Raw genomic sequence first — 14,985 nt, 5'->3', positions numbered from 1 at the left:
TATCCCGTGCAATGATAGTCCCCATGTCGGAGCAGATCGATTCCACCCTTGTTGACGTCGCCATCGTAGGTGCCGGGCCCGCCGGCGCTGCCGCCGCTATCCACGCCGCACGCGCCGGCCATGAGACGCTGCTTGTCGACGCCTCCCCCTTCCCCCGCGACAAGACCTGCGGCGATGGACTGACCCCGCGCGCCATGCACCAGTTGGAGCTCCTCGGCATCGAGGTCAACGCGTCCTACCGCAACCGCGGGCTCAAGCTACACGGCTTCGGCGGCACCGTGACCGCTCCGTGGCCTGAGGCCTACCCCTCGCACGAAGGCACGGCGCTGCCGCGCTATGAATTCGACGCGCTGCTGGTTGACGCCGCCCGAGACGTCGGCGCGCAGCTTATAACCGGCACGGCAACGCAGCCGGAGCTGGACGGCAACCGGCTGGTCGAGTTCTCCGTCGGCAAGCGCCGCGTGCGCGCCCGGTGGGTCATCGTGGCCGACGGCGTGCGCTCGACATTTGGCAAGCAGTTGGGCCGCACCTGGCACCGCGAGGAGGTCTATGGCATTGCTGCACGCGCTTATGCCGATTCACCGCAGGACGGCGAGGAATGGATGCACTCCCACGTTGAGCTCAAGGACCCCGAGGGCGTGGTGCAGCCGGGCTATGGCTGGATCTTTCCGCTGGGCCAGGGGGTCAATATCGGCTTGGGCGCGCTCTCTACGGCCGCCCGCCCGGCCCGCCTCAACACGAAGAAGGCGCTGGATTTCTACGCTGAGCAGCAGCGTTCGGAATGGGGTCTGGGCGAGCTGCGCAACGTCACCTCGGCGATGCTGCCCATGGGTGGTGCGGTGTCTGGAGTTGCCGGCGCGAACTGGATGCTCATCGGTGACGCCGCCGCCTGCGTCAACCCGCTCAACGGCGAGGGCATCGACTATGGCTTGGAAACGGCGGCGCTCGCCGTGGAGATGCTCGGCACCAAGGACCTCACCTTGGCGTGGCCAGACCGGCTACGCGCCGAGTATGGCGAGGCCTTCCTACTTGCCCGCACCGCCGCGCGCCTGCTGACCTACCCACAATTCCTGCCGCTGGCCGGACCTGTGGCCATGCGTGGGCCGGTGGGCCGCATGCTCATGCCGGCCGCAGCGCGCCTCATGGGCAACCTCATCACCGACGAGGACAAGGATCTGCTTGCCCGCGCCTGGCGGCTGGCCGGCGGGGCGGTCTCCGCGTTGCGCCGCGATACTCCCCTTTGGTCCTGAGCCCTTTGGCCTTAGGGCCCCTAGGCGGGCTTCACTGCGGAGTGCAGCGCCACGATGCCGAAGGTCAGGTTGCGCCAGCCTGCTTGTTCCCAGCCGTTGCGGTTAATGGCAGCGGCCAGTTCGTGCTGCTCCGGCCACGCACGGATGGACTCTGCGAGGTAGATATAGGCCTCCGGGTTGGAGGAGACCACCTTGGCAATCGGCGGCAGCAAGCGGGTCAGGTATTCCTTGTAGACGGTGCCGAAGACCGGGATGACCGGCTTGGAAAATTCCGCTACTGCCAGGCGCCCGCCGGGTTTGGTCACGCGCGCCATCTCCCGCAGGCCCAGCTCGAAGTCGTGGATATTGCGCAAGCCATAGGAAATGGTCACCGCGTCAAAAGTGTTATCCGCAAAGGGTAGGCGCATTCCATCGCCGGCCACCTTGGGTACATCGCGCTCCGCGCCAGCTGCAAGCATGCCGAGGGAAAAGTCACAGGCCACGCACCACGCGCCGGACTTGGACAGCTCTTCCGTCGAGACGGCCGTTCCGGCAGCCAAGTCGAGGACCTTCTCCCCCGGCTTCAGGTTGAGCCGCTCGCGGGTCAGCCGGCGCCAGCGTGCATCCTGACCAAAGGACAGCACCGTGTTGGTGATGTCGTATTTCTTGCCCACCGCGTCAAACATGCGCGCGACATCGAAGGGCTTCTTCTCCAGATCTGCCTTAGACACAAGCGCCTAGTTTAGGCGACGCGCGCTCCCAGAGCGCGGGCGGCCCAACGCGGCAGCTCCGGACGCTGGCCCAAAATGGTCAGCGGGACCTCACGGACATTCTCCAAAACCTCGTCGTAGTAGCCCAGCAGCTGCTCGCACAACGCCGGCCAGGTCTTGGAGGCAATCGACTTCCGGGCGTTCTCCCGCAACTCCTGGTGAATCTCCGGGTTGAGCAGCGCGTCCACCGCATTGGGGAGGTCCTCGACGAACGTTGAAACGTCGAGAAGCAGCCCGTTATAGCCCTCCTCGATGAGGTCCACCGGGCCGCCCGCGCGGGGGCCGATGGTGGGCACGCCCGAGGCCTGAGCCTCCTGGATAGCCTGGCAGAAGGTCTCGAACTCGCCGGCGTGCACGAAAATGTCGAGGCTTGCATATGCGGCTGCGAGCTCCTCGCCACCCAGCGCCCCGGTAAAGACCGCCTCCGGCAGCTGCGCCTCCAGCAGCGGGCGCTCTGGGCCATCACCCACAATCACGAGCTGGATATCCTCACGATCATTGAGCGCGGAAAGGCGGTGCACGCCTTTTTCCGCGGCCAACCGGCCCACGAAGCCGACGATCTTCTTGCTTCCTGTGGGATCCCACTCGCGGCGCAGCGCCTCCGAGCGCTTCGAGGGGTGGAAGCGCTCCGAATCCACGCCGCGGCCCCAGTGACGCACGTTCTTGATGTGGTGCTTCTCCAAGTCGGCGATGGTCAGTGAGGAGGGCGCGAGAGTCATTTGGCACGCATTGTGGATGGTGCGCAGCCACTCCCACACCCCATAGGCCAGCGCGGAGGCGTGGTACTTGGTGGCAAAGCCTGCCACATCAGTCTGGTACAACGCCACGGCCGGAATACGTTGTTGGCGGGCGGAAAAGGCCCCCGCAGCGCCCAGCACGAAGGGACTGGCCAGGTGGATGATGTCCGGCTTGAATTCTCGTAGCGCCTCATCCACAGCGGAGGTGGGAACGCCGACTGGGAGCGAATCCACTAACGGCACGCGCACGGTGGGCACGCGCACGATGGTGAACCCGAGGTAATCAGGGATCTCCTCCTGTCCATCCCGAGCGCCGGGGGCGATGACGATGGCCTCGTGGCCGTGCTCGTGGAGGTGCTCGAGGACACGCAGCACGGAGTTGGTCACTCCATTGACGTTAGGCAAGAAGGATTCCGCGACGATGGCAACACGCATGCGCCCCATCATTCCTTTCCTGAGTGCTCGGTTGGTAAAGCACGTGCTAAATTCCGGTTAATTTTCCCGCTTGCCCACCACAAGGCACCCGCTAACAGGGTAGCGACGGCTGCCGAAGACAGCGCCGGAATGATGGACAGGGTCCATTCGCGGCCTTCTACCTTGACCAAGTCCGGGTTGCTTTTGGCGTAGAGCACCCAGACCTGCTGGCCTTCCCCTAGCCCGGTGGGATAAAGCAGCCCGGTGGGTGGGGTGTGGTAGATACCTTCGGCATCCTGGAAATCCACGAAGGTGCGCAAGGTGCCGACATCCGTCACCGTGGCCAGGGCGCGCCCGGGGTTGGCGTTGATGGTGCGGTCGTTCAAGAAAGGGCCGATGACCATTCCCGCCATGCCCACTAATGCCGCGGCATACAGCACCAGGATCAGCTGGCGTACCCGGCGCCGCGGCATTTACTGGCCTACCTTGGCGTTCAGCGCCTCCTGCAGCGCGCGGCGCGAGGACCGGGTGGTATGCGCCTCCACGACGGTGACGCCGGTGGAGTATTCCTTGAGCTCTGCGAGAACATCGAGAAGCTCCTGCGCCGAGCTCACCTCTCGGTGCTCAGCGCCGCAAGCCTCCGCCAGCTTGGCGACGCCCACCCCATGCGGCGTTCCAAACGCCTTCTCGAAGGAGGGGCGCAGGGGCTCGCGGCCTTGCTCGAGCACCTCGAAGATGCCGCCGCCGTCGTCGTTTGAAACGACGACGGTGAGGTTCTCCGGGCGCGGATTGTCCTCGGGGAGGATGAGGGAGGTGGCGTCGTGCAGGAAGGTGACATCCCCCATGAGCGCCACGGTGCGCGGGGCGCGGGGTGCGTCGGCCTCGCGGGACTGAGCGGCCAGCGCAATACCGATGGCCTGCGCGACGGTGCCGTCGATGCCGGCAGCCCCGCGCGGCGAGTAGGTCTCGACCCCGTCGAAGGGCAGGCCGATAAAGGAAGCATCCCGCACCGCATTGGAGGCGCCCAGGACGAGGGTGTCGCCGACGGCGAGGGTGTCCCCCACCGCGGCGGCGACGTGGAGGCCGGTAAAGCCGATCTCGGGCTTGGTGGCGTCCTCACCGGTGGTCTCCGCCAAGACCTCACGAACACCGTCGGCCGCCATCTGGGCCGCGCCTTCGCAGATTTTCATCCACTCGCGGGTGGGCGCGCCGCTGATTTTGACGGTGGTTCCCAACTGCGCGGACTCACCGCGCGGGTTGGTGAAGTCCTCCGTGCGGGACAGGCAGATGAGGTCGATATCGGGATCACTGAGCAGTGCCAGAACTCCGCGGTGCAGGGTGGGGTGGCCCACGACGATGACCTGGTCCACCTTGGTGTTGACCACGTAGTCATTGGCGGACACCTGAGCGCGGCGGAAGAGGTGGGCCGCAGCCGGGTGCACCGGGTGATAGGGCGCGGGTGCCGTGGGCTCGGCGATGGTGGGGACGTCCTCCAGCCCATCTACTTCCCAGGCTTCGTCGCCCGCGATGACAAGGGTGTTGCGGCTGAGATCGACGGCCACCTCGCCGTGGTTGGACCAGCGCGGGGTACGAGCGCGGTGCTGCGTACGATCCGTCGGGGTACCGGGCAGCTCCTCCCCTACCAGCGGGGCATCGAGGGCCACGTTGATGTGCACCTGGCGATCATTCAGGAAGCGCTCGGCGACGCGCGGGATATCACCCGTGGTCTCCACCTGGGTAGTCTCCGCATACACACCGAAGATGCCGGGCTGCTCAATAGTCTGGGAGGCCCCCGTGCCCACCAAGCGGGCGGGGCGGTCCGCGCTGATGACGGCCAGCGGGGTATGCGAGTAATGCGCCTCCACCATCGCGGGCAAAGCGTTGGCCACCGCGGTGCCGGAGGTCATGACGATGCCGACGTGCCGGCGTTGGACGCGGGCGAGGCCGAGGGCAGCGAAGGCGGCGGAGCGCTCATCCAGGCGGGTATGCACGCGAATATCGCTGCGCGCGAGAAGCGCCAGAGACAGCGGCGCGTTGCGCGAGCCGGGGCAGAGGACGACGTCAGTGAGGTGCCGCGAGAGCTGAGCAGCGAGTGTTTCAGCCAGCTGCATCGACTCCGGCTGCGAGGACTCCACGGGCTGTGTATTAGGCGTACTAGGCATTCTCTGCACCGCCCGCACCGGGCTCACCGTTGCCCGACTCTAATTCACCGAAGAGATCGTTGAGCAAGCTCTCTAGGTCAGATCCGCCTTGATCCAGCTGATCTTGGATGCTCGGGGGCAGCTCCGTCGGGACCTCCGGCGGCAGCTCAGTAGGAATCTCAGTGGGGAGGCGATCCCACGGAGATTCCTTCGTGGTGGTCACCGTAGTGGGGACTTCGGTGGTCACGGTCTCGGTGACCGGTTCCGGGGCGGGTTTGTTGGCATCTGCGGCCGCACCGCGCCAGAGGAAGAACAGCACGCCGGCGAAAACGACGGCGATAGCGGCGATGGCCGCGAAGACATAGGACAGGGCTCCCCCGCCCTTCTTCGGCTCCTCCACCTGGTAGCTCGACGGAACCGGGTCATACTGCGGCTGCTGATAGTTCTGGTCATAGCCCTGCTGATAGGACTGGCCGAAAGCCTGCGTGTTCTGGGAACCGGGCTCCGGGAAGTGCTGTTGGGGACGCTGTGGCGGCTGCTGCTGGGGCGCGCCGAACTGGCGGGTTTCGTTCTCACCGTTGACGCGGCCGAACTGCCGCGTCTCGTTGTCGCCGTTGTTGTTGGTCATGGGATTTACCTTATCGTGCACCCGCGCCACTTAGCCCCCGGCCGGTGGGCGTCTCACCCGCCGCGACCTGAGCCGGTGTGCCATCCGCCACGACCTGTCCGCCCTCCGCGCCTGAGCCCGGGCCCATCTCGATGACGCGGTCAGCGCCAGCGATGAGGTGGCGGTCGTGGTCTGCCACCACGACGCTATGCGAGGCATCCACCAGCGAGTGCAGCTCAGTAATGAGCAGGTCAATATCGGCCGGGTGCAGGCCCACAGTGGGCTCATCCAGCAGGTAGACGGTATGGCCCCGGTGCGAATTGCGGGAGCGCTGAAGCTCCGTGGCGAGCTTGATGCGCTGTGCCTCACCGCCGGAGAGCTCCGGTGCACCCTGGCCTAGGCGCAGGTAACCCAGACCTACCGCTTCCAGGGTTTGCAGCGCGTGGAGGATCGGCGCTTCATCTGCAAAGACCTCTAGGGCTTCTTCCACCGTGAGGTCCAGGATGTCCGCGATGGTCCGGCCCTGCCAGCGGATGGACAAGGTGTCATCGTTATAACGCTGTCCCTGGCAGTCTGGGCACTGGGTATAGGAGCCGGGCAGGAAGACCAGTTCGACCTCGATCTGGCCGGCGCCGCCGCAGGTATGGCACTGGCCTTGCTTGACGTTGTAAGAAAAGCGCGAGACCGTCCATTTCTTCTTCTTGGCCTCCGGCGTGGCGGCGAAGAGCTTGCGGACATTGTCGAAGAGGTTGGTGTACGTCGCCACCGTGGAGCGCGGGGTTCGGCCGATCGGCTTTTGGGTAATGGAGACCACGCGCTTGACCTGCTCCGGGCACTCCGGCCCCGTGAGCGTGTCATGGAGTGCGGCCAACAGTGTGGATTTACCGGAACCCGAGAGCCCAGTAATAGCCGTGAACTGGCCAAGCCCAAAGTCCACGTCGAGGCCGTCGATGGTGTGCGAGTGCACCTGGCGCAGCGCGATATCCCCGTGAGCCGAGCGCGCTTCGGCCTTGGGCGTGGGGCGCGGGCGGGCCAAGGCACGCGCAGTCGGGGTATCGGCGGAGTCCGCGGCCGCAATGTAGTCAGCAACAGGACCCGAGTACACCACCTGGCCGCCGCGCTCACCGGCGAGCGGGCCGACGTCCACGATCCAATCGGCGTGCTTGACCAGCTCCATATCGTGCTCCACCAGCAGCACCGAATTGCCCTCCGCGATGAAGCGACGGCACATGTCGAGCACCGCACCCCGTTCCACCGGATGCAGGCCCGCAGAGGGCTCATCCAGGACATAGGTCACGCCATACAGCCCGGAGCGCAGCTGCGCGGCCAGGCGCAGGCGCTGCACCTCACCACCCGAGAGCGTTTCCGTCGGCCTATCCAGGCTGAGGTGCCCAAGGCCGAGTTCCAGTGCGGATTCAAAGGCCGGAAGGAGGGCCTTAAGGAGCAGGTCTTCAGCGTCATTCGGTTGCGGCTTTTGGGATTTGAGGAGCTCGTAGGCCTCGCTGAGCGGGAGGGCATTGAATTCGTCGATCGGCAGCCCGGCGTAGGTGACCTTGAGCGCCTTCGCCGTCAGCCGGCGCCCCTGACAGGTATCGCACTGGCGGGTTTCCATGAAACTCAAGACGCGGGCACGCAGCGTATCCGACTTCGTCTCCGCATAGGTCTTGGTCAGGTAGCTGGCCACGGAGCGCCACGTGCCCTCGTAATTGCGCTGGATCTGATCCGCCCCGCGGCGCGGCTTGACGGTCACCACCGGGCGTTCCTCGGTGAAGAGGATCCACTCGCGGTCCTTCTTCGGCAGCTGCTCCCACGGCGAGTCCAGGTCATAGCCCAGCTCCTGGAGGATGTCGTGGAAGTTCTTGCCCGCCCAGGCCCCCGGCCAGGCGGCAATGGCCCCCTCCTCGATGCTCAAGCGGGGGTCCGGCACCATGGAGGCCTCCGTGGGCTCATGCACCACGCCGGTGCCCTGGCACTCCGGGCACATGCCCTCCGGGGTATTCGGGGAAAAGGAATCGGAGTACAGGCCCTCCGGGTTGTCACCACAGCGCGAGTAAAGCAGGCGCACGGAATTAGACATGGCGGAGATCGTGCCCACGGTGGAGCGCGCGCTGCTTGCCGACGCCGACTGTTGCAACGCCACCGTCGGCGGCAACCCCTCGATGCGGCCGACCTGCGGGTCCACCGCTGAAGCGATGAGGCGTCGAGCAAAGGGCGCGACAGATTCCAGGTAGCGGCGCTGGCCTTCGCCATGAATAGTGCCAAAGGCCAGCGAAGACTTGCCGGAGCCGGACACCCCCGTCACGGCCACGAGCTGGCCGCGCGGCAGGTCCACATCCACGTTGCGAAGGTTGTGCAGGTGCGCATCTCTCACGGAAATCGTCATGCCCGCCAGCCTACGCTGACCTCCGGACATGGACCGTGAGCTGTGATTTTAAAGGTGCGGCCAACATTCGCGCACGCGCTCAAACCACCAGTCGCGGCGCTCGCCCGGCGCGGCGAGCGCGCTGAGGCGATCCGGGTCGGGGGCAAGGGCTTCGGCGCGCAGGTGACCGTCGACAAGCTCGCGTGGTGCTGTCACATCCTCAAGGAACAGCGAGCCGGTGGCCAGGCCCGCGGCGGCCGGGGTGACGTCGATGTCTTCGTCGTCATAGATCTGCGGCAAGGCGGCCACGGCGGCAAGCCCCATGGAGATTCCCACCGAGGTATCCAGGGCGGAGGCCACCGTGATGTCCATGTGGCGCTCGCGCAGGTGGGAGGCTACCTCGAGTACTTTGCGCACACCGCCCAGTGGCGCGGGCTTGACCACGGCGACGTCCGCTGCCTGCAACTCCGCCACCCGGTAAGGGTCACTGGCCTTACGGATGGATTCATCGGCCGCCACGCGCACGAAAATCCCGGCGCGCATGAGCTGGGTGCGCACCTCCTTGAGTTCCTCAACGGTCTTGCACGGCTGCTCCATGTAATCCAGCGGCATCATCTCCTTTGCCGCAACAACGGCTTCTTCGACGCTCCAGCCGCAGTTGGCGTCGACGCGCAAGACCGGCACGCGGCCCTGAGCTTCGATATGGGCGCGGACGGCAGCCACGCGGGTGATGTCATCCTCCAAGCTCTGCCCTTTCTCCGCCACCTTGATCTTGAAGGTGCGGCAACCGGGGTAGCGCGCCATGACCTCGGGCACCTGCTCGGCGGGGACCGCGGGGATAGTGCCGTTGACTTCTACCCACTCGCGCACGGGTGTCGGAAAGCCCTCGTAAGCCGCCTCCAGTCCGGCGGCGAGCCAGCGGGCGGATTCCTCCGCCCCGTACTCCAGGAAGGGGGCGAACTCGCCCCAACCCGCGGGGCCGTCGATAAGCAGCGCCTCCCGGGTAGTAATGCCGCGGAATTTCACGGCGAGTGGAAGGGATACCACGTGGGCGCGGTCGAGGACGTCATCAATATGCATGAGGTTCATCGTACGTGTGGGGGGCTCAGCGCGACACCTGTCATAGCCGGTGTTAGGTTATAACGGTAAGTGGATATAACCAGAAGAAGGATCCTCAGATGCTTTACCTTCTCATCGCACTGCTGGCCATCGCCGCAGTTGTCTATCTCATCTATAAGAAAGTCCACGCCGCGGCCTCCATCTTCGCCGTTGGCGTAATCCTGCTCATGCTCGCCGCTCTCACCGGGCGCGCGGACTTCCGCACCACCGAAATCGAAGCCACGGGCAATGCCTTCTATGACCAGCTGCTCGTCGTGGATGCGCTATTCAAAGCACGCTTCTCCGGCATCGGCATGGCGATTATGGTGCTCTTCGGCTTCGTGTCCTATATGCGGCACATTGGTGCTGATGCCAAGACGGTCGTGGTGCTCTCCTCACCGCTCAAGCGCTTCAAAGGCTCCTACTGGCTGGTTCCAGTGGGCTTCATCTTGGGCACGCTGCTCTCGCTGGTGATCCCCTCGGCTGCAGCGCTATCCCTATTGCTCGTGGCCACGCTCCTGCCGGCACTCATCGCCGCGGGCCTGACACCCCTGACCGTGGGCGCCATCGTGGTGACCTCCTCCACCATCGTGCCCACGCCGCTTGAGGCCGGCCTCATTCAGGGCGCCGATCTCACCAACATGACGCCAACCGAGTTCGTCTACGGCGCCGTCGCCTACGCCACGGTGCCCACGCTCCTCATCACGGCCTTCGTACACATGTGGTGGCAACGCCACTGCGATAAGGCGGATGCCCGCAAGGCCGAAAGCTCCGGTGAGGTCAGCGCCGATTCGATGCACGATGACGCTACCGAGGAAGCCATCGCCCGCGCAGCCTCCCTGCCGGGTTACTACGCCGTGCTTCCGCTAATGCCGCTACTGCTCATCATTATCTCCGCCATTCTTAACCGTTTGGGTGTCATCCCCTTTGAGGGCGGCATCCTCCCGGTGACCGTGGTCTCCCTGTTCATCGCGATGATCATCGAGTCCATCCGCAAGCGCACCGTCACCAGTGCTGTGGATTCCATCTCCAGCTTCTTCAAAGGCATGGGCGAAGGTGCTGCGGGCGTCGTGGCCCTGCTGGTGGCTGCTGCTGTCCTGGTGGAGGGTATTACGCAGATGGGTGTCATCGACATGCTCATCGACGCCGCCGAGGGCTCCTCCGGCGCCGCCGTCCTCATCGTCCTTGTCTTCGTCGCTGCCACCGCCGCGATGGCAGCACTCACCGGTTCCGGTACCGCGCCCTACTTCGCCTTCTCTGAGGTGGTGCCCAACCTGGCTTCGCAGACCTCCATCCACGCCCCGCAGATGCTCACCGCCATCTGGGGTACCTCCAACCTGATGCGCCAGGTCTCCCCGGTCAACGCCGCGGTGCTCATTGTCTCCGGCGCTATCAAGGTCAACCCCATCCAACTGGTCAAGCGCACCTCCGTGCCCATGATCGTGGCGACGGTGCTCAACACGCTGTTTGCGTTCATGTTTATTGGGTAGCGGTTTCCGCGCGGGCTCAACGTTAATCACGGAGCCTGCGGTACGTTTTGGTAAATAAGGTCCCCCAAATCCGAAAAACTGCGGGCATATTTACGAAAACGTACCAACCAACCGTGCGCAACGTACACAACGATCAAATAAGGCCCCAGATCATCGAAGTTTTCGGCCACTATTTGTTAGAAGTGTCACGCCGCCAATGCGAAGCCTCCTGCCTGCCGTACAATTGCACAGACAATCAATCCCATTAAGGGTTAAAGGAGGAACCATGCTACTTGCTGAAGCCTTGGCCGAGCGCGCCCAGGCGCAGGAGCGCCTCAACTCGCTGAGTGACCGCCTCGCGGCGACGGTCCGCATACAGGAAGGCGACGAACCGGATGAGAACCCCACGGATCTCCTCCGCGAACTCGAGGGCGTGACCAAGCGCATCGACGAGCTCGTCATCGCCATCAACGCCACGAACACGGCCACCGCGTTCGACGATGAGATCACGCTCATGGAAGCGCTGGCGCTGCGTGATGGTCTGCTGCGCAAGCGCCGCATCTACCAGGGATTGGCCGAGCGCGCGGGTGCGCGCCAGGACCGCTACTCCCGCTCGGAGATCAAGTTCGTGGCCACCGTGCCCGTGCCGAAGTTGCGCGAGCGCGCCGATGATCTGGCCCGCCAGTACCGCGAACTGGATACCCGCATCCAGCAGCTGAACTGGAATACGGAACTGATAACTAAATAAGGTCTGCCGCTAGTTGTGCCGCATTCTTGCGGCGCTTTCGCTTTGTGTCGCATTTTTGCGGCACGTCATGTCGCGCGCCACGCGCGCGACGGTAGCCCACACTTTTCGCAGCGAGCGCACCCCTTCTGGGCAGGGAAAAGTCCAGTGCTTCTCAGGCGCCTTCGTAGCGCAAGAAGGCAGGGAGGTTCGATTCCGTCCCACTGTATGGTGTACCGCGCTGGTACGGAGTACACGTGCACATTGACGGGGATAATCCCGCAGTATTGTTTATTGTTTATCACCGCCGCGCTGGGCGAGAGTGTGGGTGAGGGTTGGGAATGGGGACTATACTTCCGGCGCACCGCTTTCCAATTAAGCTGGTGTGCCATGAGCGAGCAGAAGAACTACAGCACCGATAATCCTTTCAAGCCGGAGCTCTGGCAGCCCGTCGAGGGCTTTGAGGATCTCACGGATATCACCTATCACCGACTCATCAGTGACGGTCCAAAGCCCCAGCGCAAGGACGGCATCGTCCGCATCGCCTTCGACCGCCCCGAGGTGCGCAATGCGTTTCGCCCGCACACGGTAGATGAGCTTTACCGCGCGCTGGACCACGCGCGCCGCACTCCGGATGTAGGAACAATACTTCTCACCGGCAACGGGCCTTCCCAGAAGGACGGCGGCTGGGCGTTTTGCTCCGGCGGTGACCAGCGCATCCGCGGCCGCTCCGGCTACCGCTATGCCACGGAGCACGCGCATGATGACGCAACTGCCGACGAATCCACCGTGGACACTGCCCGCGAGAAAGTCGAGGGCGGCCGCCTGCACATCTTGGAGGTCCAGCGCCTCATCCGCACCATGCCCAAGGTGGTCATCGCCGTGGTTAACGGCTGGGCCGCCGGCGGCGGGCATTCCCTGCACGTGGTGTGCGATATGACCATTGCATCCCGCCAGGAGGCCCGCTTCAAGCAGACCGACGCCGACGTCGGTTCCTTCGACGCCGGCTATGGCTCGGCTTACCTGGCCAAGATGGTGGGCCAAAAGTACGCCCGCGAGATCTTCTTCTTAGGCCGCACCTACGATGCACAGCGCATGTACGAGATGGGTGCGGTCAACGAGGTGGTTGACCACGCCGATCTGGAGGACGCCGCCATCAAGATGGGGCGCGAAATCAACATGAAGTCCCCCACCGCCCAGCGCATGCTCAAGTTCGCCTTCAACCTCACCGATGATGGCCTCATGGGCCAGCAGGTCTTCGCTGGAGAAGCCACCCGCTTGGCCTACATGACCGACGAAGCCGTCGAGGGCAAGGAATCCTTCTTGGAAAAACGCGAGCCCAACTGGGATGACTTCCCGTACTACTACTAATCGTCATTCCTCGAGGAGAATCCACAGTGCTGTATTTCGCCATTGCCCTCGCTGCCATCGCGCTCATTGCCGTCATTGCGTCTCGAGTGTGGATGTTGCGCCGCATCCAGCAGGCTCAGAGGGACGGTGAGCGCCCCTTCGATCAGGAGGATGAGCTCATCAACCCTTACGAACACCGCGGGCGGTAACCTAGCTAACCGTGACCATCCTCTCTCCTCTGCCTGTCAATCCACATGACCCCGCCGCCATCCTCCCTGATCTGGAAGCGGCCATCGCAGGACAAGCCACCTTCCTGCCCGTCCCGGCGGAGGACTGCACCCGCGCGCAGCTCCTGCGCAACCACATGCGCGCAGGAGAACCCATTAACTCCTCCATCGCGCTGGTCGTGGCCACCTCTGGGTCCACGGGCACACCGAAGGGCGCGCAACTCACGGCTGCCAACTTGGTCTCCAGCGCCGATGCCACGCACCGGGCTCTCGGCGGCACCGGCCAGTGGCTGCTAGCCATGCCTGCCTCCCACATCGCGGGCATCCAGGTATTGGTGCGCTCCCTCGTCGCGGGCGTGGAGCCGCTCTGCCTTGACCTGTCGGAAGGTTTTTCCATCCCCAATTTCGCCCGCGCCGCGCACGAGCTGGCCGCCACCGGGGATCGCTCATACACGGGACTGACCCCCATGCAGCTGGCCAAGGCCATGGATTCTCTCGAGGGAATCGAGGCACTGCGCACCTTTGATGCCATCCTCGTCGGGGGCGCTGCCACCCACCCGCAACTATTGGATTCGGCGAAGAAGCTGCGCATCAATATCGTCACCACCTACGGTTCCTCAGAAACTTCCGGTGGATGCGTCTACGACGGCCGTCCCCTCGATAGCGCTCTTGTTCGCATCGGCGAGGAAAACCGCATCTACCTCGGCGGGCCCATGATTGCGCAGGGCTACCGAAACGTGGACTCAGACGCCTTTATGGTGGATGAATCCGGCACCTCGTGGTTTGCTACCTCCGACGCCGGCGCGCTTCACGACGGCCACCTCACCGTCACCGGGCGCCTCGACAACATCCTGAACACCGGCGGGCTCAAGCTCCACCCGGAGCAGCTCGAGCAGCACATCCTGCGCGTGCCGGGAGTGGAGAGCGTGTGCGTGGTTGGCATCCCCCACCCACGCTTGGGGCAGATGATCGTTGCCGCCTATACCGGATGGGCGGATGTCGGCGATATCCTCGTGGCTCTCGATGACGTTGGCCTTCCCCGGTGGCACATCCCCAAGGATTTCAAGCGCCTGCCTGAACTCCCCACCACCGGCCCCGGCAAGGTTGACCGCCTCGCCGTCGCCCGCACGTGGGGCAGCTAAGCCTCCGCTTCGCCAAAGCTGCGTACGGCAATGCCGCGCGCAGCGGATTCCCCGAGGGGGAAGTGCGCACCGCCGTCGACGGCAACCTCGAGCACACCCGCAACCGAGGGGGCAACGACGGACAATTCCACTCCCGGCCGCACTCCATTTTTATCCAGGTAGCGCAGAAATTCGCCATCCGCGTCAGTGACCTGCTCCACGGTGACGGGGGTCTGCGCGGGGACGTCGATAAGCGTAATGCGCGAGACCGGCTCGGCAGTGCCATCCGGGGCAGGGATGGGATCACCATGCGGATCGCGGGCGGGGTTGCCCAGGAAAGAATCGAGGCGTTCAACGAGCCTGTCGGACGTCGCGTGCTCTAGCATTTCCGCCTCATCGTGCACCTCATCCCAGGTATAGCCCAGAGTGCGCACGAGGAAGGTTTCCAGGAGCCGATGCCGGCGCACCATTGCCACAGCCAGCCGCCGGCCTTCCTCAACAAGCCGAACACCGAAGTAGCGTTCGTGTTCCACCAGCCCCTTCGCGGCCAGGCGCTTGACCGCCTCCGACGTGGTGGGCAGCTTCTGCCCCGCCGCTTTAGCTAGGTCCCCCAGCGGCATCGCGGTATTAGCGCCCTCTTTCTCCTCATAGGTCCAGAGGATCTTGAGGTAATCCTGGGTGCGTTCGGGCAGCTCACTGATGTGCATACCCCCATCGTAGTTCAGCCTATTGCTTC

General features: G+C 64.5%; 14 protein-coding genes. 6 read left to right on the top strand and 8 right to left on the bottom strand.

What is annotated here, in order from left to right:
• Positions 1-11: 11 nt before the first annotated feature.
• Positions 12-1,250 carry a geranylgeranyl reductase family protein gene (locus HMPREF2993_RS05765; protein WP_049154837.1) on the top strand — a complete coding sequence of 413 codons (1,239 nt, stop codon included), beginning with the start codon at positions 12-14 and terminating at the stop codon, positions 1,248-1,250.
• 20 nt (positions 1,251-1,270) lie between these two features.
• On the opposite strand, the gene HMPREF2993_RS05760 is transcribed toward HMPREF2993_RS05765, so the two are convergent.
• Genes HMPREF2993_RS05760 through HMPREF2993_RS05730 form a run of 7 tightly spaced genes read right to left on the bottom strand, consistent with a single transcriptional unit; the run spans position 1,271 to position 9,340 of the window.
• The gene (locus HMPREF2993_RS05760; RefSeq protein WP_046647771.1) at positions 1,271-1,960 is read right to left on the bottom strand and encodes a demethylmenaquinone methyltransferase; all 690 of its coding nucleotides are present in this window, start codon (positions 1,958-1,960) and stop codon (positions 1,271-1,273) included.
• 11 nt (positions 1,961-1,971) lie between these two features.
• Complete coding sequence (locus HMPREF2993_RS05755; RefSeq protein WP_046647903.1) at positions 1,972-3,171, bottom strand: glycosyltransferase family 4 protein; 1,200 nt, start codon at positions 3,169-3,171, stop codon at positions 1,972-1,974.
• Between the two features lie 8 nt (positions 3,172-3,179).
• Entirely contained in the window at positions 3,180-3,623 is a 444-nt protein-coding gene (locus tag HMPREF2993_RS05750; protein ID WP_049154838.1) for a DUF3592 domain-containing protein, read from the bottom strand.
• Entirely contained in the window at positions 3,624-5,312 is a 1,689-nt protein-coding gene (gene menD / locus HMPREF2993_RS05745; protein WP_070701481.1) for a 2-succinyl-5-enolpyruvyl-6-hydroxy-3-cyclohexene-1-carboxylic-acid synthase, read from the bottom strand. It abuts the gene before it with no gap.
• Positions 5,305-5,919, bottom strand: a complete 615-nt coding sequence (locus HMPREF2993_RS05740) for a hypothetical protein (RefSeq protein ID WP_046647774.1) — start codon at positions 5,917-5,919, stop codon at positions 5,305-5,307. The genes menD and HMPREF2993_RS05740 overlap by 8 nt, the downstream gene beginning before the upstream one ends.
• 10 nt (positions 5,920-5,929) lie before the next feature.
• Positions 5,930-8,281: an ATP-binding cassette domain-containing protein gene (locus tag HMPREF2993_RS05735; RefSeq protein ID WP_070701480.1), complete on the bottom strand. Its 2,352-nt coding sequence runs from the start codon at positions 8,279-8,281 to the stop codon at positions 5,930-5,932.
• A gap of 48 nt (positions 8,282-8,329) precedes the next feature.
• Entirely contained in the window at positions 8,330-9,340 is a 1,011-nt protein-coding gene (locus HMPREF2993_RS05730; protein ID WP_083318709.1) for an o-succinylbenzoate synthase, read from the bottom strand.
• Between the two features lie 98 nt (positions 9,341-9,438).
• Here HMPREF2993_RS05730 and dcuC point away from each other — a divergent pair, with 98 nt between their 5' ends.
• From dcuC to menE, 5 genes are all read left to right on the top strand, one after another.
• On the top strand, positions 9,439-10,848 hold the full coding sequence (gene dcuC, locus HMPREF2993_RS05725; protein WP_070701475.1) for a C4-dicarboxylate transporter DcuC: 1,410 nt from the start codon (positions 9,439-9,441) through the stop codon (positions 10,846-10,848).
• A 265-nt stretch (positions 10,849-11,113) separates the two neighbouring features.
• Positions 11,114-11,575 carry a DIP1984 family protein gene (locus HMPREF2993_RS05720; protein WP_049154842.1) on the top strand — a complete coding sequence of 154 codons (462 nt, stop codon included), beginning with the start codon at positions 11,114-11,116 and terminating at the stop codon, positions 11,573-11,575.
• 366 nt (positions 11,576-11,941) lie between these two features.
• Positions 11,942-12,922: a 1,4-dihydroxy-2-naphthoyl-CoA synthase gene (locus tag HMPREF2993_RS05715; RefSeq protein ID WP_049154843.1), complete on the top strand. Its 981-nt coding sequence runs from the start codon at positions 11,942-11,944 to the stop codon at positions 12,920-12,922.
• A gap of 26 nt (positions 12,923-12,948) precedes the next feature.
• The gene (locus HMPREF2993_RS13600) at positions 12,949-13,110 is read left to right on the top strand and encodes a hypothetical protein (protein ID WP_010189743.1); all 162 of its coding nucleotides are present in this window, start codon (positions 12,949-12,951) and stop codon (positions 13,108-13,110) included.
• A gap of 11 nt (positions 13,111-13,121) precedes the next feature.
• Positions 13,122-14,270, top strand: a complete 1,149-nt coding sequence (menE, locus tag HMPREF2993_RS05710) for an o-succinylbenzoate--CoA ligase (RefSeq protein ID WP_070701473.1) — start codon at positions 13,122-13,124, stop codon at positions 14,268-14,270.
• On the opposite strand, the gene HMPREF2993_RS05705 is transcribed toward menE, so the two are convergent.
• Complete coding sequence (locus HMPREF2993_RS05705; protein ID WP_042529195.1) at positions 14,267-14,956, bottom strand: metal-dependent transcriptional regulator; 690 nt, start codon at positions 14,954-14,956, stop codon at positions 14,267-14,269. The two genes, menE and HMPREF2993_RS05705, sit on opposite strands and share 4 nt — an antisense overlap.
• Positions 14,957-14,985: the final 29 nt, after the last annotated feature.

Source organism: Corynebacterium sp. HMSC068G04 (genome assembly GCF_001814885.1).
In the GTDB taxonomy this organism is placed as follows: Bacteria; Actinomycetota; Actinomycetes; order Mycobacteriales; family Mycobacteriaceae; genus Corynebacterium; species Corynebacterium hiratae.
Note: the sequence above shows the minus strand (reverse complement) of the source record. Positions and strands in the feature narration are given on the sequence as shown.

Excerpts from the sequence above, each read along its gene's own strand:
- HMPREF2993_RS05750 (WP_049154838.1), bottom strand. The coding sequence starts at position 3,623 with ATGCCGCGGCGCCGGGTACGCCAGCTGATCCTGGTGCTGTATGCCGCG.
- HMPREF2993_RS05735 (WP_070701480.1), bottom strand. The coding sequence starts at position 8,281 with ATGACGATTTCCGTGAGAGATGCGCACCTGCACAACCTTCGCAACGTG.
- dcuC (WP_070701475.1), top strand. The coding sequence starts at position 9,439 with ATGCTTTACCTTCTCATCGCACTGCTGGCCATCGCCGCAGTTGTCTAT.
- HMPREF2993_RS05715 (WP_049154843.1), top strand. The coding sequence starts at position 11,942 with ATGAGCGAGCAGAAGAACTACAGCACCGATAATCCTTTCAAGCCGGAG.
- HMPREF2993_RS05730 (WP_083318709.1), bottom strand. The coding sequence starts at position 9,340 with ATGCATATTGATGACGTCCTCGACCGCGCCCACGTGGTATCCCTTCCA.
- menD (WP_070701481.1), bottom strand. The coding sequence starts at position 5,312 with ATGCCTAGTACGCCTAATACACAGCCCGTGGAGTCCTCGCAGCCGGAG.
- HMPREF2993_RS05705 (WP_042529195.1), bottom strand. The coding sequence starts at position 14,956 with ATGCACATCAGTGAGCTGCCCGAACGCACCCAGGATTACCTCAAGATC.
- HMPREF2993_RS05765 (WP_049154837.1), top strand. The coding sequence starts at position 12 with ATGATAGTCCCCATGTCGGAGCAGATCGATTCCACCCTTGTTGACGTC.
- HMPREF2993_RS05740 (WP_046647774.1), bottom strand. The coding sequence starts at position 5,919 with ATGACCAACAACAACGGCGACAACGAGACGCGGCAGTTCGGCCGCGTC.
- HMPREF2993_RS05720 (WP_049154842.1), top strand. The coding sequence starts at position 11,114 with ATGCTACTTGCTGAAGCCTTGGCCGAGCGCGCCCAGGCGCAGGAGCGC.
- HMPREF2993_RS05755 (WP_046647903.1), bottom strand. The coding sequence starts at position 3,171 with ATGCGTGTTGCCATCGTCGCGGAATCCTTCTTGCCTAACGTCAATGGA.